This is a genomic window from Halorussus vallis (assembly GCF_024138165.1).
Classification (GTDB): Archaea; Halobacteriota; Halobacteria; order Halobacteriales; family Haladaptataceae; genus Halorussus; species Halorussus vallis.
This window is the reverse complement of the sequence record NZ_CP100003.1, coordinates 18,130-43,328: the sequence shown is the minus strand read 5'-3', so window position 1 is coordinate 43,328 and position 25,199 is coordinate 18,130. Positions and strand designations below refer to the sequence as shown.

Sequence of the window (25,199 nt, the reverse complement as noted above, 5' to 3'; positions counted from 1 at the left end):
TTTGTTGGTTAAGTTTATCATCGCCCGCCGAGGGGCGGAGGCGCATTCCCGTCTCCACTAAACCATGATTGACCAGTATCTGACCGTCATCCTCGAGGAGGCGGAACGAGTTGCAGAACAGCACGACCAAATCGCCCGGCCGACAGACCACCCTGCACACGAGTATCTTCGGTACGCCATCCTCCGGGTACTCGAAGGCGAGCCTGATGCGACACCAAGAACCGTGCCGCAGATCGATGGCCTGACTGTCGGCTACGGGACGGACGAAGCAATGTTCGACAGTTGGGGCTCCAGCGAAGACTGGTGGGAGACCATCCCGCCGCAAGAAGCGTGTACCCGCTTCCGGGTGTTCTTCCCGGACGACCACGAGACAGTTCCACGGACCATCGTCGACGTGATGGCCGCGCTCGGTGCCTGGCGAGTCTGGACCGGCAGCGCGGCCGCGTGTGGATCCTACGACCATCGCGAGCGTCGCGAAGTCCACTACCTCTGGCCGGAAAGCCATCCGGTCGAGGAGCTGCTCCACGAGCGACTCGCTGGCCCTACGGAAGCCGTCGCCCCGGACGGTGGCCGAACCGGCGACGTCCGCGACCGGCTGGTCGTCGACGATGACCCACAGCTACAGGACGACCTCGAACCACGTACCCAGCGCGCCGTCAGCGAAGCGATGGACGTCTCGCTCCTCTCGAAAGGTGGCCGCTACGAGGTGCAGTCCGCGTCCGGAAACAGGTACGAAGTCGACGTCATCGACGAGTCGTGTACCTGTCCCGACTGGCAGCAGCGCTCACCCGAAGGTGGCTGCAAGCATCTGCGTCGCGTGGATCACGAAATCAAACAGGGACGTGTTCCCCGACCAGATGGGCGACTTCCCTCACCGTAGGGTGGCGACCGGACTACTCCACGGGACGGACTGTGTCGCCATCCCTGTGGACCCGGTCGAACGTTGAGAGATACGCGATCCGGTCGTCAACCTCGTCGGTATCCAACTCCAATTCGGCGACCAGTTCGTTGACGGTCATCGGTTCGTCGAGTGCCTGGAGGACTTCGAGCCCGCGGTAGTATCGGTTCGTCAGCTCTTGGATGCGGTCCTCGATCGGTGTGGTCACCCCGTACCGCTCCTCAAGCTCGACCAGGGCTTCATTCGCAAAGGTGGCGAACTGGTCGTCGCCGAGCCGATCGATCTGGGCTTCGAGTTCATCTCGGACGACGTCGTAGTTGAGGCCAGCCTGCACGAGCATATTCATGTCCTCGATGTCGTCGTCACGGCCCGCAATCAGTTTGAACAGGAAGATATCCTCGTTGCTGACCAGCCGGACCGTCAATCGGTCGGTCGCGAGGAACGGCTCGCTTCGGTCGCGCATCCCCTCGGTCAGCACGAGCTTGTTCGCGACCTGCTGGTTGAAGATGTCGAGGCGGCAGCCATCGTCATTCTCGACGCAGCTGGTCGCACCCAGCGCCCGATAATCGGCGTCCAGCGACTGTACCTCGGCATACCCGAGGTCCATCAGGACAGCCCACAGCTGGCCGTACGCGTCGCCATCCGGGACGACCAGGTCGATATCTTTCGTCGCCCCCTTGAGGTCGCGCAGCGACATCGCGCCACCACCGATCAGGTAGACCGTGAGCGGTTCAGACAGCCCGTCCCCGATTCGCTGGAATTCGTTCTCGATGTATTCGCGTCCGAATGTTGGTCTCATGGTGATAGTGGCACCTCGTAATCAGCCGCCAGCTCCTGGAACTCGTCCCACTCCGGGAGCCGCTCGTCATCAACCTCGCCGTGCGTCTCGAGGTAGAGCAGCAAGGCGTCGATTTCGTCTTCGAGGCCATACTTCACCGCCTGCTCTCGGAGATCCTCCTCGTCGACGTCGACGTGGCTGAGCAGGAGGAGACAGTACGAGCGGTGGCGGCTGCCGTCGTCGATCAAGAGGGCGTGACAGCAGAGCTCCGCCGGCGAGACTGCGTCGAGTTCCTCGGAGTAGACGTAGTAGCGGTGGCCGGTAAGTAGGAACTGGAGGTCGAAGGCCGCGAACCGAGCGAGGCCGGTTTCGTGGAACGCCTCCGCGTCGATCTCCCTCTCGGTCTGTGTGAGGAATTCGTCGTAATCCTCCCAGAGAATCGTCCCCTTTGGGGCGACGGCTTCGAGGCGTTGGCGATGCAGATGGTGTGCGAGTTCACGTGCGAACTCGTGGAGGCGGTCGAAATCGGCGTTGAAGTCATTGCGGCCGTCGGCCGTCCCGACGAGACCACGGTCACGAAACCGCTTGAGGACGCGGTTGACCGTGTTACGGTAGTTGTCGCTCCGGTCGGCGATCTCGGAGACGGTTCGCGGCTGGTCGAGGTAGTACAGCACCTCGAGTGCCTTCCCGGTCAGCAGCTCTGGGAACTCGATGTGGGAGTGCTGGCGGACAAGGTCCCGATAGAGTTCGACGGCGCGAGCATCCGACGGGACGACTCGTTTTCGCCGCCCGTCGCGTTCCGTGTAGACGAGTCCCTTTTCGACGAGGTCGCCGACGGCACGAGAGAGGTAACTCTCGCTGTGGTCGAGCTTCGTCGCGAGCTCGGAGATCGTGTCGCCGCGGTCGACCGTGGCGAGTACCTCGAGTTCGATACGCCGGAGCACGGTGTAACATTGTACGAAACTACTATATAAAGAAGTTTCGAGTAGTGTTGCAGACAGAGAGGAACAAGAGCTTGCTCCATCGTCTTAACCAACAAAACTATGGATAGAGAGTTCGTGTTGGTTAACACGGAGAGAGTCGATGTCCTACGAACCACCGTCCCCACCGGCAAACCTCCCGACGGAGATCGTCGACGCCCTCAGCGAAGCCACACCGGAGCATCTTCGGGACGCTGCCAGCTACGCCGAGGCGTTGGCCGAACACAAGGAGCGTGAAGCTCGTCTTGAGGAGGAAGCGGACGACGCCGACGTCGAGGAGCGCCCCGATGACCTTCCGGACGACGTGCCGGCGAAGGCGACGATCACGATCAAAGAAATCAACGACAACCGCTACTACTACTGGCAGTGGCGGGAAGGAGATTCGGTGACGTCGAAGTACAAAGGGCCGGTGAATCCCGACGAGTAGACTAGATGGAACTGTAGCCTGATGTTCTTTTCAGTACCATTAGAGACGAAGCAGACGGCACCCCCCAGAGTGTGAATGGGATCGGTTTGCCCAACATCCCTCAGTGTGAATGGGTCCGGTCAACCCGGACGAGTAAAACTCGAAGAGGGAGGACACCCACCCCACGTTTCCGTCGTAACTGGATGTCGGTGGAGGGGGTGAAGCTGATTTCGAAGGGATCACACCCCCCGCGTTTCCGTCGTTTCTCCACGACGGAGTAGGGAGAGGCTACGATTAGTACTATGCAGCTGCTAATCATGTTGGCCTAGAAGCAACCTAGAGATGAACTAACTTCTGCAACACATAGATTAAAGTAGTATAGCTGAGAAACGTTCATTAAGTGTACTTCTGCCAAGGAGGGGCGAAGTACTTCGCCCTCTCAGATGAAACAACCCTTTCCAGCCATTTCTATAGACGGCTAGCTATGGACGGCTAGGCCGCTTTTGTCTTGGGTATCTCGTCGTGGACGTCTTCTTCGAAGTCCCTCCCCACCTGTTCAGTGATTACGACGGAAACGTAGGGTGTGTGTGTTCGGAATTCGAGATCGAGGCGACGCTTCCGTCTTCGGGTTTCCTACCTCACGTCGGAAACGCGGCTATATTGTCAGCAATCCAATTCCACCGAATTAGGGCATTTTCCTGCTGATATCGGACAAGGAACGTCGGAAACGTAGGGTGGTGTCCTCCACTAGATTTATACTCCCCCCGCTCACACCGTGTGATATTCAATGACGCCCGACTCTTCACCCAGTTCTGTCGACGACCCACTCTTTGAATCGGGGCATCGTATCTTCGCGAACAAGGATCTCCTGAAAATCGGCCACGTTCCGGAGGCTGACCGAATCGTCGGTCGCGACGAGGAAATCTCGAAGCTCGCGAAACGTCTCAATGGTGCTGTCCACGGGTACTCTCCGGAAAACGTGATGATCTACGGGAAAACTGGGACCGGTAAATCTCTCGTTTCAAAACACGTCTGTCAACGAGCTCAAAATGCCGCTCAGGATGACGTCGAGATTGGAACAGCGTATATCGACTGTGCTGAAGACAATACCGAGACCCAAGCAATCTCCTCACTTGCCGCGAAGCTGAACGATGAACCTTCGACTGGAATCACCGTCCCCCATACCGGCCTCAGTACGTCGAAATACTACAAACTCCTCTGGAAGACGCTCGACGCTCAATTCGATTCTGTGATCATCATCCTGGATGAGATCGACTTGATGAACGACGACAGCGTGCTGATGAAGCTCTCGCGCGCTGAGGAGGCGGGGAAAATCGACTGTAGCGTCGGTGTCATCGCGATCAGCAACAAGATCCAGTACGTCGACAACGTGAACGAGCGCGTGAAAAGCAGCTTCCAGCACAAGGAGCTGTTCTTCAAGCCATACGACGCCAACCAGCTCCGGGAGATCATGTTCAACCGCGAGGACGCCTTCCAGGACGACGTCCTTTCCGAGGACGTGATTCCGCTCTCGGCTGCCTTCGCCGCGCAGGAACACGGCGATGCTCGGAAGGCGATCGATATTCTTCGCCACGCCGGGGAGGTCGGCTACGAGGCCGGGGCAGAGCAAGTGACGGAGGACCACGTCCGCCAGGCACAGCAACACGCCGAAAAGGATCGGTTCAGAGAACTCGTGAACGGCGCACCCACGCAGGCGAAGGCGGCGTTGCTGGCGCTCACGGAACTGAGTGTCAACAGCAACGACGATGCTTTCCTCACGAGTCGGGTGTACGACCAGTACGAACGGATCTGCAACCATCTCGATATGGACATCCTCTCCGTCCGCCGGTTCCGCGACATCCTGAAAGAGCAAGCCTTCCTCGGAGTTGTCGAAATCGAGAAGATTAACAAGGGGAGTGCCGGCGGCATCCACCTCCAGAACCGACTCATCGAGGACCCCCAGGTCGTCCGCGAAACGATCCTCGAAGACAGCCGGATGCAGGACTGGACTCGCGAGTAGAAACCTCCTACTACAGAGTGGGTACGGACGACGGAAATCTGGGGTGTGGCGTGAGGAAACGACGGAAACGAGGGGGGTCGAAAATTACGTCGGAAACGTGGGGTTGGATCGAAACGACGGAAACCAGGGGTGGGGACCACTACGACAGTTCGTTGGTAGTCCCGAATGAGCTCAAAACAGCGTCCCTCTCACCGGAGAGCTCTCGACGAATATCGGTTCGGTCCCACCCGAGCGGTGAAAGCACACTCTCGACAGCTCTGACCAGCTGCGTCTCGTAGTACGAGGCGTCGTAGGTCTTGATCGCTTCGTGGGCGAGGGCGACACGCTCTCGTGAGGATTTCTCGTCGTCGACGACCACGTACTCGATATCCTGCCCCGGGTGGACTGCCAGGTCCTGCTCGCGGGCTCGCTTCAAGGCGGCTACGTTCTGAGTATTCTGTGAGTAGCCTTCCAGCGGCTTGGAGACACGATTCCGCTCGACGAGTCGCTCCACTGCTAAGTTGCCCGCCTGCAGTTCGTCGATTGCTCGTTCGAGACGCCCGAGCACAGCGTCCGGTGACTGCGTGGCATCGAGCCGGTCGAGACAGTCCCGCTGGACGGCCTCGATGAACGGCGGGGTTGAGCGCTGCCGGGCTTCGATCCCTCTGATCTTAAAATCGTCGTCGCCGGCGACCTTCTCGAAGTACTTCGTCAACGCGCCCGCGTCGCTCTCGCGCTGCGGCACGAACGCCACCCAGTCGTAGTGGGCTTCGTGTTCGAGGCGGATCTCGACGCGTTCCGTGATCTCTGTCGCGAGCGTCTCGAGGTCCTCGCGGTCATCGTCGTCGACATCAGGGTCCGGGGTCACCCAGATGGAGTCGACGATGCCGTGGACGACGCGCCAGCCGCCGGCTTCCAGCCGCTGTTTCGCCGCCAGCAGAATCTCGCGAGCGAACGCGTTGATCGTCTCGTGACACTCGATTCTCCCATACTTGCTATTCGCAAAGCCCTGATAGCCGAAGCAGGCGACGAGGATCCACTTCAGCGCTCCCGACCGTCCCTCGAGCTCCGCCAGACGGTCCTCGTCGGGGTCATCCCGTTCCTTCTCGCGACGGATGGCCGCCTTGATCTCGTCGCGTGCGTCGATGATCGGCTGCAGCACGTCGACGAGGTAGCCCCGGTCGTCGCAGATCGAGTACCCCAGGCCGGGGACGTCGTCGCGGTCGCTGTGGCAGCTACACCGGATGACGTCCGGCGAGACGTTCCGGGTACAGATGATGTTCGGATACAACGAGGAGAAGTCGAGTTCGTGGACGTTCTCGTGGAGGCCGACCTCGGGCGCGAAGATGAAGCCGCCGCGGTCGGCGTCGTGGAGCGTCCCCATCGGCTTGTAGAACTCGTGGCGCCAGGAGTTCCATGGCACGAGGACACCGCGGTCGTGGGCCTCGCAGATCTGGATCGCCGTGAGCACGTTCCCGATCGACGCCCACGCGAGCTCCTGGACGGGCTTTTTCGAGCGCGACACCAGGTCGAGGACGCCCTCGAGGTTCGTCTCCCCGTAGAAGAACGTGTTCGACTCGTCGATGATCGCCCGGCCGGGCACGTTGTACCGCGCCGGGGAGTGACCGACGCGGCCGTAGCTCGAGTACGTCGACCGGCTCGCGAGCTGCTGGTAGTCGACGTCCGGCCACCGACTCAGCGAGAAGTCGTCGACGCCGGCAGCCGTCGCCATCTCGTACAGCGTCGGGACGATTTCGCTCGTCGAACAGACCAAGACATCTGGATCGTGCGCTTCGAGTGCCCCTTGGACGGCGGTCAGGATATCCGTCGGCGAGCCGGTGACGGTGTCGCCGGCGACGGACAGCTCCCCATAGACATCGTTGCTCGTTTCGGTCACCGGAACGCTGAGCCGGAGCGTCGACAGCTCGCTCGCCGGCGTCGGATCGGCGCCGGTCTCCAGACAGTACCGGAACTCCCGCGAGAAGTCGACGTTGAAACAGGCGAGATTCCCGACTGGATAGTCCGACAACTGGCGTGCCTGCCGGGCGAGTGGGGTGACGCGGTCGATGTGGGCGACGTTGACCGCGAGAACGGTCTCCTCGTCTCGTCGAAAGCCCGGCCGTCGCGCAACAATCTCGGTAGCGACGACATCCGGGTGCTGGTCGTACACCGACTGGAGTGTCGTGAGGTCGAGGTCGGTTTCTGGGTCGCGAGCGGCGACGTAGAAGCGTGGGGTGTAATCATCGCGTTCGGTAGCGACGGCGCCGTCGGCGGTTGCTTCCCACTCTAGGACGCGGCCGTCGTCCAGAAAGTCGATACTGAACGGCATCGTCACGGGTTCGCGTCCGGTGGGGCGCTCTCCTGGTCATCGCGTGCTGCGACCGCGGCTTCGAGCTCCTCGAGGCGCTCTTCGTGGTCGTCGAGGCGGCCCTCCTGTTCAAGATCGATGCTGAGTAGCGCCGGCAGCAGCGGATTCTGGTGGTTCAACAGCCCGCTCGCGTTGGCGTGCTCGCGGGCGTACTCGAACAGCCGGTCGAAGCGCGGCTGGTCGCGACGCCGCAGTGCCCGCCGGAACTCCGCCCAGCGCTCTTCGATGGCCCGCAGCGCATCTCGGTACGTCGGGTTCGTACGCCCCATCGCTATCGGCCTCCTGTACCGCTCGCCGTCCACGCATCGAGCAAGGGGTCCGCGGTGGCCGACACCGTCTCACCGTCAGCTGTGACGCCCGTCCCGACACCCTCGGGGGTCGGCGTCGACGGCGCCGGCGTCGTCGGTTCCACGCCGACCTGCGTGGCGCGTGCCGCGAGCAGCTGCCGCCAGTACGCGAACGTCGTCTGGTAGTACGCGCCGTCGTCGACGGGATAGACGAGCGTCTCGAAGTCCTCGCCGACGACCCGTGGGCCCATCCGCGTCTGCTCGCACTCCAGGGGGTGGTCGGCGACCGTCGCGACTGACTCGGTGAATTCGTTTCGTTCGTTTCGCGTAACGAGCACCGGGATGTCGTACCCATCGGCGTAGGTCGCCAACCGGGCGAGAGTTCGAGCCTGAAGGGTTTTCGCGTGGGTCTCGCCGAGGGTATCGTCGGCGCGGTACTGGGCGTCGACGGCCGGCGCGACGATGAGGGCGGGGGTGTGGGGCGACGTGTCCTCGTCACGACCTGGCGCCCCTCGACCAGCCGCCCGGGCGTCGGCGGTGGACGTCTGGATCGACTTGTTCACTGCCGTCGGGAGATCACAGACGGCGCCGTAGTGCTGGTAGGCGGTAAATCCGCGTGCCACGTGGATTCGGTTGAGCAACCGTTGACTGGGCGCGATCTGGGCGAGTGTCGTCGTTGTCGCGTGTCCGTTTGCGTCGACCCAGAAGGCGGGCCCGTCGTGCAGGAGGAGATGGTCGAGCACGAGCGACTGCAGGATCGGGACGCCGCGGCCTCCCTCGACGTCGAGCAGCGTGATGCCGTCGTCGAGCTGCGGCAGCAGCATCTCGTCCGTAGTCGGATCGGCCTGGTCAGCGAGGGACCGATTACGGTCAGCCCCCGTGTCGGCTGGTCCACTGCCAATCGGCTCGACGTCGATGTTGAGTGCTTGGACATACTCAACTAGATGTACACGTTCCCGATAAGCCGCGGCGTGTCACTTCCGCGTTTCAGGGAATCGATCAGAATACAACGAGTGGCGTCGCTGTTTGCGTGTTTTCGTGTTAGGATGGACACTTCCGAGAACAATTCCGATATGAGGCGCCTCCTCCGTTAACCAACAATTGGATGCATACGCCCTCTGTCTGTTGGTTAATACGTAAGGAGCTCAGTAGGCCGGTGTCTCAGTTTGATTTCTGTGAAAATTCTAAGGAAACTGCGACGTGCAGTTCTCTCTTTACTTCACGTATTTGTCTATCAAGTAGTCGGTAATCTGCTCTTCGCGAGCCTGAATAAACGCCTGTGCGTTCTCCGGGGTCGGCTCGATATCGGGATACTGATTTACACGTTGGATACGCTCAGCCTCGGCGTTGCCGAGGTCGTCCAACCAGTCGTGGGGCCACTGATCGCTTTTGATCTCTTCGTTCATCTCGTGTGGCAACAGCTGTAGATTCCCGATTCGATTAAGATCAACAGTCTCTCCAATGGATTCAGATACGGATTCTTCCCTGCTTTTCGGGTAGATGTGATCAACCGAGTAGTCGCCAATACTGGTGGACGTCGATTGCGTATATGATTCCTCAATGAGTCCGAGTACTGCCGTGACATCTGTGTCAGTAAATACAGGTTCTCCTGGGCTGCTCTCGTAACGAGCGTTGGCTACGACCCGACGGATGTCTTCAGCAGATGGGCTGATGTTCTCAGATTCAAATAGCTCCTCTCCTGGGAAAACGGTGGGCTCATCGGGTTCTGGCTCCCATTCGCGAAGATATCGCATCCAGTTGCGGCACTTGCCGTAGGTCAGAACCTGGTAGTACTTGTTCAGCAAGAGAGCTCTTGCGACGAACTGGAAAACACCCTCACGGTTCGCGTCGGAGACCTCAGCATCCGAATTCTGGTAATAAAACACGCCAAGTAGGGCGAAGATCGGCATCGTGTTCATAACCGAGCTCCGAATCCCGCTCTCGATTACTGTCTGGAATGCCTTTTCGAGCGATGTCCGAAACCACTCGAAGCGCCGTCCGGCGACGACGGGCTCATTATACAGCCACCGCTCGCGCATCTCGTCCATTCTATCTTCGTCGATACTGCTAAGATTGCTGCGGAGGAGGTCTGTTCCGACTAAGTATGCTGTATACCGGAGGAACAGCTTCCGGTCGATTTCTTGCTCATACTCAGGGAACTTCTGTTTAAATTCGTCAATCCAATCTTGGATGACCTCCCTAGGATTGATCCGCTCGTCCTCCTCTTCTGCGTACGGCCAATAACTCATTAGTTTTGAGAGAAGGAGCTGGTAGGGCTTCGGATCAGAGCCCTCCATGTTCAGCCTCGTGAATATCTCGGGAATTTCGGATCTATCCTTGTTCGTACTGTCAGTTTCGAGATCGTCCTGTAGAACGTTGCTCGTAATGTCTCTCGCGACGGCCATCGAAATACTGCGCAGTTGGTAGCGGGTTTCGTTGTCCGCCCTCAGTTCGGCGGTATCCACGTATTCATCGACGACTTCGCTAAGCGATCTTCCCTCAAGTACCGTGGAGTTCCCGGAGCTCCCTTCGTCGCCTCCGTTCCATAACTCCCCGACCGGCATCCACAGGTGTCGCGTGTCGCCGGTCATGGTATAGCCCGTCTCGTCCGTTCCTCCAAACTTCCCTGTCGATTTGAACTCAAACTCGTAGTCGCCTGCTGTATCGTCGCGATCGTACTCTGGGTGACCGAATAGGTCAACACACAGCCGCTGGCCTTCCCAGTACTGGAGCTGATCACTGGGCTTCCCCCGCCCGCCATTATATACTGTAATTCCCCCCTCGACACCGATATAGAGCGAGTTCAAGCGCTGCTGGCCGTCTATAATCAGAATCTCCGGTTCTTTGTCTTCAACCTCCTGATTGTAGAGGTCGTATTCCGCCAAAACTGGATCCGGTGGCCGATAGTCATCGGCAACGTACATCCGCAGGAAATTATACGAGTTGTAGTCGCTGATATTGGCCGCTCGAACTCTCCATTCAGTTATGGCTCCGATTGGATAGTCTCGAATCAATGAATCGAACAGTTCCTCAATCTGCCTGGGATTCCAGACAAACTCCCGCTGGAGGCCGGGAAGAAAGATGTGGTCGTTTATTTCAGACAAATAATCCGAGACCTGTCTGGACATGGTCACCAGAACGAAAGAAGAGTATAAATACTCTGTCGTCGCCCATCGAATTCCGGGTGTATATTGCCCAGAATCAACTCGAGTGCTTAGCTGGATTGCTAGAGGTACTGTATGGGTGAAACAGTCGCCGAATTTTTGCGGTTGTGCGCTCGTTTCCGAGAAGTTTCCAGAATCAGGCTTGTCTAGTACTGCCTCCGTTAACCAACACTCTGTGCGTGACGGGGCGTATGTTGGTTAAGTACGTCGGCGCCGCGAAGTTCCTGTGCGACCATGTTGAAGATGCCTCCTCCGAACTCTCAGGTATGTGTGGCCGAAACTCTCTCTTCATCGACCAAGCCGACCTCGAGACTCGCTTCGACGCCGAGGCCGTCACGGACGGCGGGTACACACCCCGATACAACATCGCGCCCGGCGACGACCTCCACATCATCACGAACGAGGCTCCAGACAAGATTGACGCTTACCACTGGGGGCTGATTCCGTTCTGGGCGGATGAGCCCGAGGAGGGCATCATCAACGCTCGCTCCGAGACTGCCGACGAGAAACGCGTCTTCGAGCAGGCATGGGAAACCCGTCCCTGTCTGGTCCTCTCGTCAGGGTTCTACGAATGGAAATCACCGAACGGCGGGTTGAAACAGCCCTACCGGATTTACCGCGAGGACGACCCCGCGTTCGCGATGGCCGGCCTCTGGGACGTCTGGGAGGGCGACGACAAGATGATCTCTTGCGTCACAATTCTCACGACGGAGCCGAACGACCTGATGATCCCCATCCACGACCGGATGCCGGTCGTCCTCCCACAGGACGCTGAGTCCGACTGGCTCGCCGCAGACCCGGATACCCGCAAGGAACTGTGCCAGCCGTATCCGAAGGACGATCTAGACGCTTACGAAATCTCGACGCAGGTCAACAATCCCGGCAACGACGATTCTCAGGTCATCGAGCCGCTGGACCACGAGCAATCGGGCCTCAGCGAGTTCAGCTCCTGATAGGTGACGGCATAACGGTTACTGCATCGGCGACGCAGCGGACGAATCGACGAGCGAGTACTCTCGATCCCGACTCGTCCCCTCCGCCTCGAGGAGGTTGTACTGCTCCATCTTCGAGAGGTACGTGCGGATAGTCCGTTTCGTCCGGGGGTCATCGACGGCCTCGGAGTAGCGCTCGTGGATCTCGCTCGGCCCGACCGGGCCGTGCTCGCGAACGATGTCGTAGACGACGCGCTGGTGCGGCGTGAGTGAATCGAGGCTCTTCTGCTTGATTTGGGCTCGGGCATCCTCGGCGGCGTTCAGGAGAATGTCGTCGGTGATGTGCTCGTGGTTCTCGCGATCAGCCTTGCCGGCGGCCGTTCGAAGGATGCCGATTGCGAGGCGGGCGTCGCCGGCGGCCGCGTCGGCGATCCGGTAGAGCTGGTCGTCGGTGATGACGTTCTCGTCGAGACCCCATTTCGCACGAGCACTCAGGATGTCGTACAGCTGCTCGTCGTGGTACTTGTCCATCCGGACGTGCTCGCTGGATCGCAGGCGGCTCACGAGGCGGTCGTCGACGCGGCTGAACAGCTCCTCTTCCTTGTTCGCGATACAGATAATCGCGAACTGTGGCAGGCTGTGGAGGTCGTAAATGACGCTGGGGTCCTCTAGCTGGTCGACCTCGTCGAGGATGACCACCGTTCGCGGGCCATCGTGCTGTTGGAGGCGGTCGACGAGTTCGTCGTGAGGCGTCGACTGCCGGTGGATATCGATGGTCGCGCCGAGATCGTCGAGGATCTGGTAGAGCGTGCGGAACCGGGTGTAGTTGCGCCAACAGTTGACGTATATGGCCTCGACGTCGAGGACCTCTTCACGCAGCCGTTCCGTGACGAATTTCGAGATACACGTCTTCCCCGTCCCACTGGGTCCGGTGACGATGGCTGTGTCGGCTGGTTCTCCGTTCGTGATGGGCTCGAGAACACTGGAGAGGTGGTTGACTTCCGCGTCGCGATGCTCAACTTCCCGAGGGACGAACCCGGCGCGGAGAACGCGAGCATCGCGGATCATTGTGTTAGTAAATGACTGGTTCTGCCTCAGGCCATAAATACGTGACCGGGCTGTTTCCGGAAAGCAAATTTCAACAATTGGCCACCGGTTGGGTACTGGGTCTCCTGGTGGTGATTCTGTAGAACTCTGAAGTGGCGGCTTTTCGGAAGTTCGCGGAAACACGAACCTTCCTGAATAGCAAATATCCCCCTTGGGTTTAAATACCCAAATTGCGATGTATCGCCTGTGACACCCAACGAAAACGACCCTGTCACCAACGTCCCGACCGTCGAGGTGCAAAGCCCCACTGGAAGCCTTGACGTGAATGCCCTTATCAAATCAAACGGGGAAGACGATCCGTTTGCTGGCCTGTTTGAGGAAACTACTGATGAATCCGATACAACATCAGTTCCAACCGCAAACCAGCAAAACCCCGATGTCGTCGACCTTGGAAAAGAACTCCTCGCCGGATATGCGGACTGGAAAGGTGGACAAGTCGATCATGATCCGCATGACGACCCACTTCGTTATCTCTGGCACGATGCTCCGGAACTCATTATCGCTGCTGCCGTAGCAGGCTATTTCACATACAAGGGCGCTCAGGGACTTGGTGGCCTGTTTCATCTGGTTCAACAACAGATGAGACCGGCACGTCGACACAGCCGCGTCTCCCTCTGGAAGATCGACCGTATCGGGTGTTTGTGAGTCACTCGTGGAAGTACTCCGAGCAGCGTGAACGCATTGAGGAGTTCCTCGATGATGAAAATCGACTGGACTGGCAGAACTTCAGTGTCCCAGAGGACGATCCGATGGAGTTCGAAGATAAGAATGATCTTCGTCAGCAGCTCTATCAGCAGGTTGGGCAGGCAAATGTGGTCGTCGTCGTCGCTGGGATGTACGTCTCGCACAGCGAGTGGATCGAGGAGGAGATTGAGATGGCAGACCACTTCGAGAAACCCATTATCGGTGTGCGACCGAACGGGAACGAGCGACTTCCAGCAGTGGTAAAGGAGGAAGCCGATGAGATTGTCGGTTGGCGGCAGAAGTCTATCGTGAACGCCATCGCGAAGCATGCATGATCTACCCTCGGACGAGTATGGCCCAATGCAGGGGGATGGCTGTACACGATCTTCACTCAGACGGCCAGTGCGTGATGAGACGCTCATCAACCAGTATGGGCACTACGCGGAGAGCATAATGGCGGTTTCCGAACAGCGTCTGGATCTAAACTGTTTCTACAGTTCCCTATTCCCAGAATGGCACAAAGCATCATTCGTCGACACCTTAGCGGAATATGCCTGAATCTGCTGACGAGACTCCTGGTGAGAGCGAGCCGAATAATGCAAATTTTGGCGAAAATACCGAGGACAAAGACACGCCTGAAACGGAGCCGGAACACCCCGAAGAGGTTACTGGTGGTGACCCGGCCGAACCGACCGATTCCGATACCGTAGGGGATGGACCGTTAACGAATCTGAACAACGAAGAGACGGACCGCTTGATGGATCAATACATCCACTATGGGGAGGTGGCAATCGAAACTGCGAATCAGCGGGTTCAGATGAACCGATTTTTTGGCTTGATTTTGACGTCGATACTAGCCGGACTCTTCGCTCTCGCCCGAGGAAATTTGACGACTACGAGTGCTGCAATCGTTCTATTCGCCTCTGGATTTGGAAGTCTGATCTGTTACTTTTGGTATCAGAGTTTACAGTCGTATCGCCGGCTGAACAAGGCCCGATATGCTATTCTCAACCAAATCGAATCTGCCCTTCCTGTCCGAATGTATCTTGATGAATGGCGATACCTCAAGCGGGAAAAGCCTGATCCGGAAATCGTTGAGCCTCGACCTGATGAAGACCCAGATCACCGCTCGCATACGATTGTTGAACAGTGGTTTGTCCGTCTCCTTGCCGCTGGATACCTTACTATCGGAGGATACGCTGGCGGGTTCATTCTAACTCCTTTGCTCACGGGTGCAGGCTATTCTCTGCCGTCTCCGACGACAGTCGGGCTAATAATCGGTGCAACCGTTATGGTTGGTTCGATAGGGCTATTCTGGATTCGGAGCTGATGACACCTACTATGAAACGATTCGATATTGGAGACACGGTCCGAATCGATGTCCCGGACGAGACAGATCCAGATCACGAGCGCCTCCATGGACGTCGAGGAACAGTCGTTGAGATCATCCCAGACGATGCAGGAACTGTAACTGGTGATCAACGAGAGGGCTATCTTTTCCGGGTTGAGATTGCTAATGGTGACACCGTTGACGTCCGCTGGCGGGATCTTCGGCCAGTTTGATTGGCCATAGTATGGTGACACCTCTGTAGTCTAAGGTCACTAAACACTAAGTTAGCGTACTGAATACATCTCGGCATTACGATGCTCTCGCTTCCTCCGCTTGTCGATAACGCCAACAGAACACTAGAAGACGCTTACAAGCGAATTATTCCCCAGATCGAGGAGGGCCGTATCGCAACTGGATACTTTTATCTCTCAGGATTCGACCTCTACCGGGAAGACCTTGAGAACCTGGCTGACCCCGACGAGCTCGGCCACGCTCCGCTTCGGATCTTGATGGGCCGTCAGACGAATAGGGGAACTGCTGACGAAATCGGTGAGGGGCAGAATCTCAAAGAGGAACTCAAAAGAGAAGTGAGAGAAAGCATCTCGGAGCTGAATAACGCTCAGATCGGGCGACTAGACCGGCTACGAGACTTTATCGCCGAAGGCGAGGTGAGCGTCCGTGTGCGAAATCCTGAAAACGGTTACTTCCACGCAAAGGGTGCATCATTTCGAGCGCCACTCGAAGATGATGAAGATTGGGGACAAGACGAAGATGAAGACACCCGCCCATGCGCTACAGTTGTCGGCTCCTCGAACTTCACCAAGAGCGGCCACCAGAATAACATCGAACTGAATCTCACGAGTCAGGATCGACACAAGGCCGAAGCGTTCGAGGAGTGGTACGACAACCAGTGGGCCAACGCCGAGGAGTTCAGTGAGGAGATCATCCGAATCATCGAGAACAGCGATGAGTACCAGGACTGGAAGGAACAGCAGGAGGACGAGTCCGACAAGGAGACGTCATCCGAGGAGCTGGGCACGTATCTCGAGCCGTTCGAGCTCTACAAGCTGCTCGCCTACGACGAACTGAGTGGGAACGTCAACATCCGTGACAGCCCACTGTACTACTTCCAGAAGCTCGGGTATGAGAGTGCAAAGGAAAAGCTCTCCCAGTTCAACGGGTGCATCGTCTCCGACTCGGTCGGCCTGGGGAAATCATTTATTGGCGGTGAACTCCTCCACGACTACCGCCAACATGGCGACCACTGTCTCCTCATTGTCCCGGCCAACCTGACTGATCAGTGGGAAGACCTACTCCAGCACGACACTGACGAAGACGGCAATCCGTACTTCGGGTTAGAGGTGGACGGCACGCATCTTGATGTGATGAGTATCAGTAAGTTCCAGAATCTATCCTACGATGAGGTGCAGGATCTCAAAGACGAGTTCGACGTCCTGCTTATCGACGAGGCTCACCGGTTCCGGAATTACGGGAAGTGGCGACCGAACCCGGACCACGATGACGACTACAAGGGGACGCGACGACACGCGAATCTCAGGCAACTCCGAGGAAAGACGATGATCATGCTGACCGCGACCCCGATCAATAACAGCGCTACCGACCTGAAGAACCTCATCAGCTTGTTCACCAGCCCGGAGGAACTTCGGAACAAGGCATCACTCGACTTTGATGCGTTCGACGAATACATCGAACTCTCGGAGACGCGAAAACGAATCGCGGCCGGGAAAGAGGAGGTTTGCGACGACGAACAGCAGAAAATCACTGAACAGCTCCAGCGACACTCCTCTGAGATCTCGAATATCCTGAACGAAGTGATGGTTCTTCGGACGCGCAAGCACGTCAAAGACCAGATTCAGGACAGCGAAGACTTCGAGATGAGCTTCAAGCCGCCGAAACTCAACAAGCAACAGTACTCCCTGCCGGCGGCCTACCAGCCAGTGTATCGGATGCTTCCCGACGTGATGGACGCTCTCCACCTTCCCCACATCACAGTCAAAAACCCGAAAGCGGGGAGCACGCTGAAAGCCCTCTACAAGCTGAACCTCCTCAAACGGCTCGAGTCCTCAACGTACGCGTTCGTCCAGTCGATCGAGACGCTACATCAGAGCGAACGCCAGCTTCTCGGCCTTCTTGGTGAACTTCCCGAGGACGAAGACATCGATATGCTCCGAACTGTTCGGGAAGGGGATGACTCTGAACTCGGTGACTTTGTCGAAGGAGCCGACGCTGCTGAAGATCTCGAACAAACACTCGAAGAATTCGGTTTCGATACCACCGCTATTCAAGCGGAAGAAGGAGCTGATACCGAGGGAGATGAACTGGCAGACGCCACCATCGGCGAGGTGAAGACGTACATCAGGGAGGACCTCACCCTTCTCTCGTATTTCCTCTCGCAGTTCATCGGTGATGTCGCCCGTGATGCGGGTGATGTGAGTGATTATGCGGTTTCCACGCGGCAATGGCTCGCTGACCACGACGCTGGTGTCCTCCCAGATATTCCTGAAGAAGAGATGAATCCGATTCTCTACCCGAATAGTGACCTGAGCGAAGTCGACCCCGCCACACGCGACTTTTACGAGGCCGTCTTTTCACTCCGCGAGTTCCGCGACCCGAAGATCGACCGACTTGCAGATGTCCTCACTAACCACGATCAGAAGGTGCTCATCTTCACACAGTATCGGGCAACTGCAGACTACGTCTATCGAACCCTCTGTGACAACGAGGATTCACCACTCACAGAGGCGAACAGTGCCGTCGTCAAGGGTGGCGACGAGAATAAACAGGACATCATTCAACGCTTTGCTCCCGAGGCGTCAGGCTACCAGCAAACGCTCGCCGAGTCGGGGGACTCAGAGCTACAGTACGTAGTGGCCACTGACACGCTGAGTGAAGGGGTTAATCTCCAGGACGTTCATGTGGTGGTCAATTACGACCTGCCGTGGAACCCGATGCGGATTGTCCAGCGTGTCGGGCGAGTCGACCGGATCGGGAGTACCGCCGAGAAACACGTCCACAACTTCTACCCGGACGGCGACATCGAGGCGGCGATTAAGCTCCTGAAACGCCTGCAGGCAAAAATCAACGATATCGCGCTCATCGTCGGAAAGGAGAACAATATCCTCGATCCGAACGAAGACCAGATTCTCGAAAAGACAGGTGTAGACACGGAGAAGACAATCGGGGAATTACAGGTGGACGAGATTGAGGACTCTCTCCAGAAGTCCCGTGAAATTGACGACGTGAATGAACTCGACGACACGAGCAAGAATCCGCTCCTCCGCAATGCTGGGAGTAATGAACATGCTGCGTTCGAGCGGTACCTTCTGAAGCGAGAACTGAACGAGGATTACGATCTGACTGCGGAAGACTTCGAGTACGCTGAGGACTTCTTCGATGACCCGCCCGAAGAACGAGAATTCCTCTACACGAATGTAACTGACCACGATGCCGGTCCTCGTCCGGGCGTGTTCGCCCTTGCCCACCTCTGGTTCGACGATGATGACCACGAGTCCCCGCTTGGTCGCGTCCGTCGTGCTTTCTACTACAAGCCCTTCGCCGACGAGGTCAAAGAGCGGCCCGTGAGCACGCTCAACATTGACCCTTCAGTTGACGGCGAACCGATCACCGGAAATCCAGATACGGTGTTGTCGAACCGTGAGGAGATTCAAGCAGTGCTTGACGAGCGTCTGGAGGTGATTCGAGAAGGCCAGGTTGAGGGAGCCTTCAAACAGGGAGAGGCCTTCTCGAAGGAACAGGAGACGATCCTCGATTTCATCAGTCACTACGTTCAGCCGAATCACGGCGATGAGCCGGCGCCTGTCGAAGAGTTCGAAACGCTAGGAGAATGGGCTACCGACATCGAAGAGCGGCTGCAGGAGGTAAAGCTGGCGAACACAGATGAAGACCGAATTCTACGGGAGATCTTTCGCCAGAACGAGCAGTACGACTCCTTCCCAGAGTGGCCGACTGTGGAGTTCCTCAGTCAGCTTGAGGAGTTCTTGGAAGAGAACGTTGAAGCCTCTACTGAATACCAGACAAAACTGATGGGAGAGAGTGATGTACAAGCGAAGCTCGTATGCTGGGGGTTGTCGGACAGTGATTCGGGAGCTACGGTAGGGGCCCCTTCTGGTCCAGCAGATCATATTTCTCCAAGATCAGATCGAAGTACATCTCGTCCATCAGCTTCGGATTCTCAACGCGATGGAAGTCGTCGAGGACAAACTTCACGTCACGACGTTCCAGGCCATACGCGTGGAATGCGGCCGCGTCGATTTCAGCCTGTAATTCTCTGCGCTCTTGATCTTCTACCGCTGCCTCGATTCCGCTGAGTCGCTCACGAATTTCTTTGAATTCTTCCCCGTAACAGTTCAACCGGGCAGCTCGTTCAGCGATATAATGGAACCAGTCATCTCCGTCGGTGAGGCGTGGTAGCTGGGATTCCAGTAGCTCACGCTTGATGATGTGCGTCTCGACCTTGGTCCGCATCAGGAAATCGAACGCAATGCTATTCAGGAGTCCAGTCGCCACGAAGAGTTCCCGATCCGTGAATCGCCGGATGTAGGGTGACCGAAGCGGAGACTCTGAGAGGTGTCCCTCTTTGGGCCTAATATCGAACGGTTTGAACGTGTTAATCGTATGGAGGCAGATGATGTCTTTCGGGAGTACAGTGGCGATTATCGTCCGCTCATTTGTGGAGTTCGTAACGTCTCGAATTCCGACGCGATACTCGTCACAATCAAGGAGTACATCTTCTTCTTCTAATCCGTGGCCACGATGTTCCTTGAGGAGTTCGTCCACGAATTGTACTTGTGACTTGCTGGTTTCTGGCCCACCGAATGCCTCGTAGATTGCTCGTTTCAGGTGGCCTCTATTGAACTTCTTTTCCCGGACACGATATTGTGCACTATTCGGCGGATCCTGGAGTCCCTTACTCCAGTACTCAGGACCTGCTAAGTCACTATTGAGGCTATTATCGTGCTGGAATTGATGGATATTTTTACCCCCGTAAACTGGGTAGTCAGCACCTTCAGGTGTATTCTGTAATCGGTCCTTGTCAGTCGATTCTACAAATTCCTTCGTCAGCATATCTACTGTCCAGGCCCCCTCCACCCCTTCTCCCAAAGACGGTTGGTCAACCACTTTCTCTAAGACGCTTGCTTCCATCTGTGAGGTGATTGAAGGGAATATCCGCCCCTCAGGCGAGTAGCTAAGAAGCACCTCTCGTGGGATAGTAACTGCTTCCTCCTCGATTCGATATACGATGTCCATGTTATGCTGGTTGAAGATGCCGCGAAGTACTGACGTCCTCCCTCCGTATTTAAACGTCAGTACAGCAAATCGATAGCGATCGTCAATCGCCTCAAAGATGCCCTTATTTTCGAATCCAATGAGATTCTCTACGTCTGTGTGATCCAGTAGATGTGTCCGGAGGTCTTTCCCCATCACTCCACCGAAGATAGTTCCCGGGAGGAGCAGACTCACCCTCACGCCGTCTCGAGAGAGTCTGAAGACCCGCTCTAGAAAGAGAGCAGACAGTTCATTTTTTGTCGGCATCGTCCGACCGCCCACCACCGGAGATTGGAGCTTGTAGACGTCTCCCTGCGTGAAGAAGTCTGCCTGAGTTTCCATCGAGCCCTTGTAGTCCTCCCATTCCCACGCAACTTCTGGGCTTGAGAGGAGGTTTTCCATCACACCGTCTTTTTCCTCCGACGGATAGGTACGGAACTGCTCATCGTAGCGGATGAAGAAGTCGTCGCGATTCGCGTAGAGCATGTCCCATGGTGGGTTCCCGATGAACACGTCGAATCCACCTTTCTCGAAGACGTCGGCGAACTCCAACGGCCAGTGGAAGGGGGACCACTCCCGAATTTCCTCGATCGTTATGTCGTCAAAGCCAGCGTCTTGGAATTCTCGCCGAAGGATTTCGTCAAATTTGTCCCGGTGTTCCTCTATTCTGTCTTCTGCCTCCTTCCGCCATTCTTGAGCTTCAATACTGGTCTCCGCTTTCTTGTGCTTCTCGATAGCCTCTTTCACATCCTCAAAACGAGTTTTCACCTCCCAAGAATCGAGATCGCTGTCTCCGTCTTCGTTACTCTCGATGTCCGTATCGAGTTGACCGATTAGGCTGTTGCCCTGTCGTACGTTGAAATCGATGTTGGGGAGTGGCTCCACCTCGCTCGGTTCATCCTCGATATCAGCGACCATCGACAACCAGAGCCTGAGCTTGCAGATCTCAACAGCACCTTCGTCGATATCGACTCCGTACAAATTGTTGAGGATGGCCGTTCGCTTTGCGTACAATGATGAGGAGCCTTTTCCAGACTCGATTACCTCTATCTCTTCTCGCGTTCTGGATTCTAGCTCCCAGCCTTTCCCTTCAGCTTCGAGCCGCTGGAAATACTCAATGCATTGCATCAACTGATCGTCTCGCTATTGGCTGTTTTCGACTTTATCTACGATTGCCGGTGAAATACAAGCTGCTTCTTACAATCTATTCAACAAGTGTATTGACCAGTGCAGTCGAAAGCCACCCTCATATCCATCATTTTCATATGAGTAAAGCAACTTTCAGGTGGTATGACTCTCCAGCAGATCACCGCATCCGATATCGCGGGCTGGGACTCTTTACAGGATATAGCGAACTCCTTTGAAAAACGCGGGCTCAAACCACGCCCGAAACTTGGGGGCGATAACGAACTCGTAGTCCAGCTTGATGATGACGAATTCATCGTCATTGTCAACGCGGGCCCCGGGGAGACTGCCACAGACTTCAAACCGGAAAATCGCTCACGGCATACCAACCTTGTTGCCACCAACGATTTCGAGATCTTCACCTTCATTACCCGAGTCCGAAGCTGGGAGGGGCAGCAGCACGGTCGAATTAAGCATCAAAAGATTTCGTTCTCGAAGGAGCAGTTCACGCGGGACAGCGGAGAGAAGAACACTATTCTCCAGAAGCTGAACTCGATCGAGTACGGTTCCTCTGCTGCGATATACGATACGCTCTACGACACGCAACAGGTCGTCAAGGAGTTCTATGAACAGTTCGAGGAACTCAGGACAGATCTCATTCAAGAGGTTACAGGCATCCCTGACGATCGGGGTGATGCGAAGCAACGATATGTGCAGGTCATTCTTGACCGGATGATATTCCTATACTTCATCCAGGAAAAGCGCCTCCTTGATCGGGACCCGAATTACCTTCACGAACAGCCGAATGAAGTCGTTGACGAGGGTTGTGACCACTACGAAGAGTTCTACGAGCCGCTCTTCTTCGAATACCTCGCAGAAGACAAACAGAACCCTGACTTCGGTAGTCTTCCGTACCTGAACGGTGGCTTGTTCGCAAGGAATCCTGTCGAAGAGGAGTTTGAGGACGCGAAATTAGGTGTCTCTGCCGAGGAAACGAACGGGCTCTTCGACGATATCCTCGACTTCCTCTCCGACTGGAATTGGAACGTAGACGAACGACTCGACATCGTCGATCCCAAGAACCTCTCCCCGGCGATCTTGGGCCACATCTTCGAGCAAACGGTCAATCAGAAGGAGATGGGGGCGTACTACACACCGGAAGAGATCACGGGGTTCATGGCCCGGCGGACGATCCATCCGTATCTGCTCGATCAACTCAACGAGGCTGTGGACGCGGACTATGACGAGATCGACAATGTGTTCGGATTCCCCGTGCCGGAGGCAGATACCAGCACAGAAGCTGTTGCCGATGGCGGAACCATAACTCAGCAAGTTCCAACGGAAAACGTCCAAACCAGCCATGTGGAGACTCTCTACCACGACATTCTGAAGGAAGCGCATATTCTCGATCCCGCCGTAGGAAGTGGCGCCTTCCTGCTCGCCGCACAGGAGGTGCTGATGGACCTATACATGCAATGCATTGAGTATTTCCAGCGGCTCGAAGCTGAAGGGAAAGGCTGGGAGTTGGAGAGTCGTAGCCGTGAAGAATTGGAGAGAATAGAAGAGGGACATGGAGGGGTCTCACTTTTCGCAAAGCGTTCTATCATCCTTCACAATCTCTATGGAGTCGATATTGGGGACGGGGCAGTCGAAATCTGTAAACTACGCCTGTGGCTGTCGATGGTCGCTGATATCGAGGACGAACCGAACGAGGTCGAACCCCTCCCAAATATTGATTTTAACATCCGTCAGGGTAACTCACTGATCGGGTTTACTGAGCTCCAAGAAGTCGCACGGGAAGATGCGGGCGACGCGTCACTCTCGAATTGGGGTGTCGGAACTGCAGTCAAAGATCTCTATGAGGATGTCATCCGGGAACAGGACCGCCATCGAGCTGCGGATTCTGCCCGTGAAGCGCAGAATGCTCGTAAAATGGCTGAACGAAAAATCGACACCCACAGCGAGGAGCTTAATGAGAAGATCCGCGATCAGTTCAACGAACTTGTCGATGAGGATATTTCTCTTGAGGAATTAGAGGAGTCCTCACCGTTTCATTGGGTGCTTGAGTTCGCGACAGTCTATCGGGAAGGCGGCTTTGATGTCATCATTGGGAATCCACCGTGGGATGAGCTGAAGCCATACCGGACGGACTTCTTCCCAAAGTACGATACTGAGTTTCGTAGCCGCCCACCAGGTGAAAAGGACAAGAAGGTAGAGGAGCTCTTAGAGAACCCTGAAATCGCTGCCGAATGGGAGAAGTTCCAGCGTGACAAGGAACGGCAAGCGACCTATATCAACCAGAGTGGAGAATACGAGTACCAGACACCAAGCGTAGAAGGACAACAGGTTGCACGGACGAACGACCTGTCCCTACTGTTCTTTGAGCGAGTCTATGATATCGTCAGAGACGGTGGTTATGTTTCACAGCTGCTTCCTGGTCCGTTCTTCAATGCCGCCGCTGGAAAGGATTTGCGAGTACATGCATTGGAAGAGTCTGAGATTCAGAGTATCATCGGATTTGAAAACCGCGGCATTTTCTCCGATATAGACACTAGGTATAACTTCGGTATCGTTACGCTCCGAACAGAGGGAAGCACTGATACTGTCCACGGAATATTTCATCAGACTTCCGTTGATGTTCTTCGGTCAATTGACGATGTAGCTCTAGAAATTCCAGCGCGAATCCTCAAAGAGTATTCTCCTGGAGCTCGAATTTTCCCCAACATCGAGGACCAGCAGGAGATCTCAGTGCTGGATAAAATTCTCCAGACACCACCATTGGCGACTGAAATTGAAGGTGCTTGGCGAACGGTCTTGTACAAGGAACTGGATCGAGGACGAGATCGGGATAGATTCATCGAAGACGAATCCAAAGGGGATTATCCGGTCTATCAGGGAAAGAATATTCACCAATTCTGTTATGAGTCGACCTACGTCGACGACCTCAAACCCATCTCTTTGTGGAGTGTCGATGAGGATAACGAGGAGCTGAGCGCGAAGCGTCGCGTTCGAGAGAAGAACTTCCGTGCCCGGGACGATGCGATCAGCCTGAAGAAGGCTATCTACAACAAGTTCGCTGATGACCCTGAGTTCCGCCATCTCCCGGCAAGTTCGCAGAAGCGGTTCGTCAATCGGTTGCTAACAGAAGAATTCGACCGCCCCGAACTTTCTTTGGAGGACATCCGTCTCCATAGTTCTGAGTACCGGCTTGTGCTTCGTGAAGTCGCTCGTGCAACCGACGAACGGACGCTCATTGCGGCTGTAATCCCACCGGGTGGAGTCGTCGTCCATACGCTGTACACGGTTCGACCATTCGAGGCAAACCCTAGCAAGGATGATCTTTCGGAATTCCCGATGCACAGCGCTTACGACCGTGTTTTCACTGAAAAGGAGCTTTTCGTCGCGCTTGGGCTGATCAATAGTATTCCGTTCGATTTCTTGATGCGGACAAAGGTTGATTCTCACGCCTCGAAGTACAAGTTTGAGGAGTCACAGGTCCCCCGACTCACTGATGGCGACGACTGGTTCCACTACATCGCTGATCGCGCGGCGAAGCTCAACTGCTACGGTGAGGAGTTTGCTGAGATGCGTGAGCGACTCGGCGGAATTGAGCCAGCGACGGATATGGAGACCCGGCGTGAACTACAAGCCGAAGTCGACGCGGCCGTGTTCCACGCATATGGGTTGGATGAGGAGGAAATGCAGTTCGTCCTTGATGACTTCCATCGGGTGTCGAATCCTCGAATTATGACGGAAGCGTACTTCGAGAAGGTCGCTGAGAAATACACTTATCTTGGAGATGTAGGCTCGATGGAGTAATCACTGAAATAGCGC

Annotated in this window: 16 protein-coding genes and 2 pseudogenes; 10 read left to right on the top strand and 8 right to left on the bottom strand. The window is 56.2% G+C overall.

Annotation, left to right across the window (positions count from 1 at the left end; all coding sequences use genetic code 11):
* The first annotated feature begins 64 nt into the window (after positions 1–64).
* Positions 65–880, top strand: a complete 816-nt coding sequence (locus tag NGM07_RS23835) for a hypothetical protein (protein ID WP_232688923.1) — start codon at positions 65–67, stop codon at positions 878–880.
* Positions 881–893: 13 nt separating this feature from the next.
* Here the strand turns inward: NGM07_RS23835 and NGM07_RS23830 are convergent, their stop codons facing one another.
* The gene (locus NGM07_RS23830; RefSeq protein WP_232688924.1) at positions 894–1,697 is read right to left on the bottom strand and encodes a DUF6036 family nucleotidyltransferase; all 804 of its coding nucleotides are present in this window, start codon (positions 1,695–1,697) and stop codon (positions 894–896) included.
* A complete protein-coding gene (locus NGM07_RS23825; RefSeq protein ID WP_232688925.1) occupies positions 1,694–2,620 on the bottom strand; it encodes a helix-turn-helix transcriptional regulator in 927 nt (308 codons plus the stop codon). The genes NGM07_RS23830 and NGM07_RS23825 overlap by 4 nt, the downstream gene beginning before the upstream one ends.
* Positions 2,621–2,759: 139 nt before the next feature.
* Between NGM07_RS23825 and NGM07_RS23820 the strand changes: the two genes are divergently transcribed.
* Positions 2,760–3,083, top strand: a complete 324-nt coding sequence (locus tag NGM07_RS23820) for a DUF6788 family protein (protein ID WP_232688926.1) — start codon at positions 2,760–2,762, stop codon at positions 3,081–3,083.
* Between the two features lie 766 nt (positions 3,084–3,849).
* Positions 3,850–5,082, top strand: a complete 1,233-nt coding sequence (gene orc4, locus NGM07_RS23815; RefSeq protein ID WP_232688927.1) for a DNA replication protein Orc4 — start codon at positions 3,850–3,852, stop codon at positions 5,080–5,082.
* Between the two features lie 139 nt (positions 5,083–5,221).
* Here the strand turns inward: orc4 and NGM07_RS23810 are convergent, their stop codons facing one another.
* The 4 genes and pseudogenes from NGM07_RS23810 to NGM07_RS23795 all read right to left on the bottom strand — a co-directional run bounded on the left by NGM07_RS23810 (position 5,222) and on the right by NGM07_RS23795 (position 10,844).
* Complete coding sequence (locus NGM07_RS23810) at positions 5,222–7,390, bottom strand: type B DNA-directed DNA polymerase (RefSeq protein ID WP_253521743.1); 2,169 nt, start codon at positions 7,388–7,390, stop codon at positions 5,222–5,224.
* 2 nt (positions 7,391–7,392) lie between these two features.
* Positions 7,393–7,698 carry a DUF8156 family protein gene (locus NGM07_RS23805; protein ID WP_253521706.1) on the bottom strand — a complete coding sequence of 102 codons (306 nt, stop codon included), beginning with the start codon at positions 7,696–7,698 and terminating at the stop codon, positions 7,393–7,395.
* A 2-nt stretch (positions 7,699–7,700) separates the two neighbouring features.
* Positions 7,701–8,650 (bottom strand): annotated as a pseudogene (locus tag NGM07_RS23800) (hypothetical protein).
* Between the two features lie 280 nt (positions 8,651–8,930).
* Positions 8,931–10,844: a DUF262 domain-containing protein gene (locus NGM07_RS23795; RefSeq protein WP_253521702.1), complete on the bottom strand. Its 1,914-nt coding sequence runs from the start codon at positions 10,842–10,844 to the stop codon at positions 8,931–8,933.
* Positions 10,845–11,146: 302 nt separating this feature from the next.
* Here NGM07_RS23795 and NGM07_RS23790 point away from each other — a divergent pair, with 302 nt between their 5' ends.
* On the top strand, positions 11,147–11,833 hold the full coding sequence (locus tag NGM07_RS23790) for an SOS response-associated peptidase (protein ID WP_253521700.1): 687 nt from the start codon (positions 11,147–11,149) through the stop codon (positions 11,831–11,833).
* 18 nt (positions 11,834–11,851) lie between these two features.
* On the opposite strand, the gene NGM07_RS23785 is transcribed toward NGM07_RS23790, so the two are convergent.
* The gene (locus NGM07_RS23785; protein WP_253521741.1) at positions 11,852–12,880 is read right to left on the bottom strand and encodes a Cdc6/Cdc18 family protein; all 1,029 of its coding nucleotides are present in this window, start codon (positions 12,878–12,880) and stop codon (positions 11,852–11,854) included.
* Between the two features lie 225 nt (positions 12,881–13,105).
* Here NGM07_RS23785 and NGM07_RS23780 point away from each other — a divergent pair, with 225 nt between their 5' ends.
* The 5 genes from NGM07_RS23780 to NGM07_RS23760 all read left to right on the top strand — a co-directional run bounded on the left by NGM07_RS23780 (position 13,106) and on the right by NGM07_RS23760 (position 19,282).
* The gene (locus tag NGM07_RS23780) at positions 13,106–13,564 is read left to right on the top strand and encodes a hypothetical protein (RefSeq protein WP_253521721.1); all 459 of its coding nucleotides are present in this window, start codon (positions 13,106–13,108) and stop codon (positions 13,562–13,564) included.
* On the top strand, positions 13,561–13,938 hold the full coding sequence (locus tag NGM07_RS23775) for a TIR domain-containing protein (protein WP_253521719.1): 378 nt from the start codon (positions 13,561–13,563) through the stop codon (positions 13,936–13,938). Before NGM07_RS23780 ends, NGM07_RS23775 begins: the two co-directional genes overlap by 4 nt.
* 215 nt (positions 13,939–14,153) lie before the next feature.
* A complete protein-coding gene (locus NGM07_RS23770; RefSeq protein WP_253521717.1) occupies positions 14,154–14,933 on the top strand; it encodes a RipA family octameric membrane protein in 780 nt (259 codons plus the stop codon).
* A gap of 11 nt (positions 14,934–14,944) precedes the next feature.
* Complete coding sequence (locus NGM07_RS23765) at positions 14,945–15,166, top strand: DUF8139 family protein (RefSeq protein ID WP_253521692.1); 222 nt, start codon at positions 14,945–14,947, stop codon at positions 15,164–15,166.
* Between the two features lie 81 nt (positions 15,167–15,247).
* Positions 15,248–19,282, top strand: a complete 4,035-nt coding sequence (locus NGM07_RS23760) for a helicase-related protein (RefSeq protein ID WP_253521689.1) — start codon at positions 15,248–15,250, stop codon at positions 19,280–19,282.
* A 1,396-nt stretch (positions 19,283–20,678) separates the two neighbouring features.
* Here the strand turns inward: NGM07_RS23760 and NGM07_RS25580 are convergent.
* Positions 20,679–21,368, bottom strand: a pseudogene (locus NGM07_RS25580) (Eco57I restriction-modification methylase domain-containing protein); the annotation flags it as partial.
* A 162-nt stretch (positions 21,369–21,530) separates the two neighbouring features.
* Between NGM07_RS25580 and NGM07_RS23755 the strand changes: the two are divergent.
* Positions 21,531–25,184: an Eco57I restriction-modification methylase domain-containing protein gene (locus tag NGM07_RS23755; protein WP_253521714.1), complete on the top strand. Its 3,654-nt coding sequence runs from the start codon at positions 21,531–21,533 to the stop codon at positions 25,182–25,184.
* The last annotated feature ends 15 nt before the right edge of the window (positions 25,185–25,199 follow it).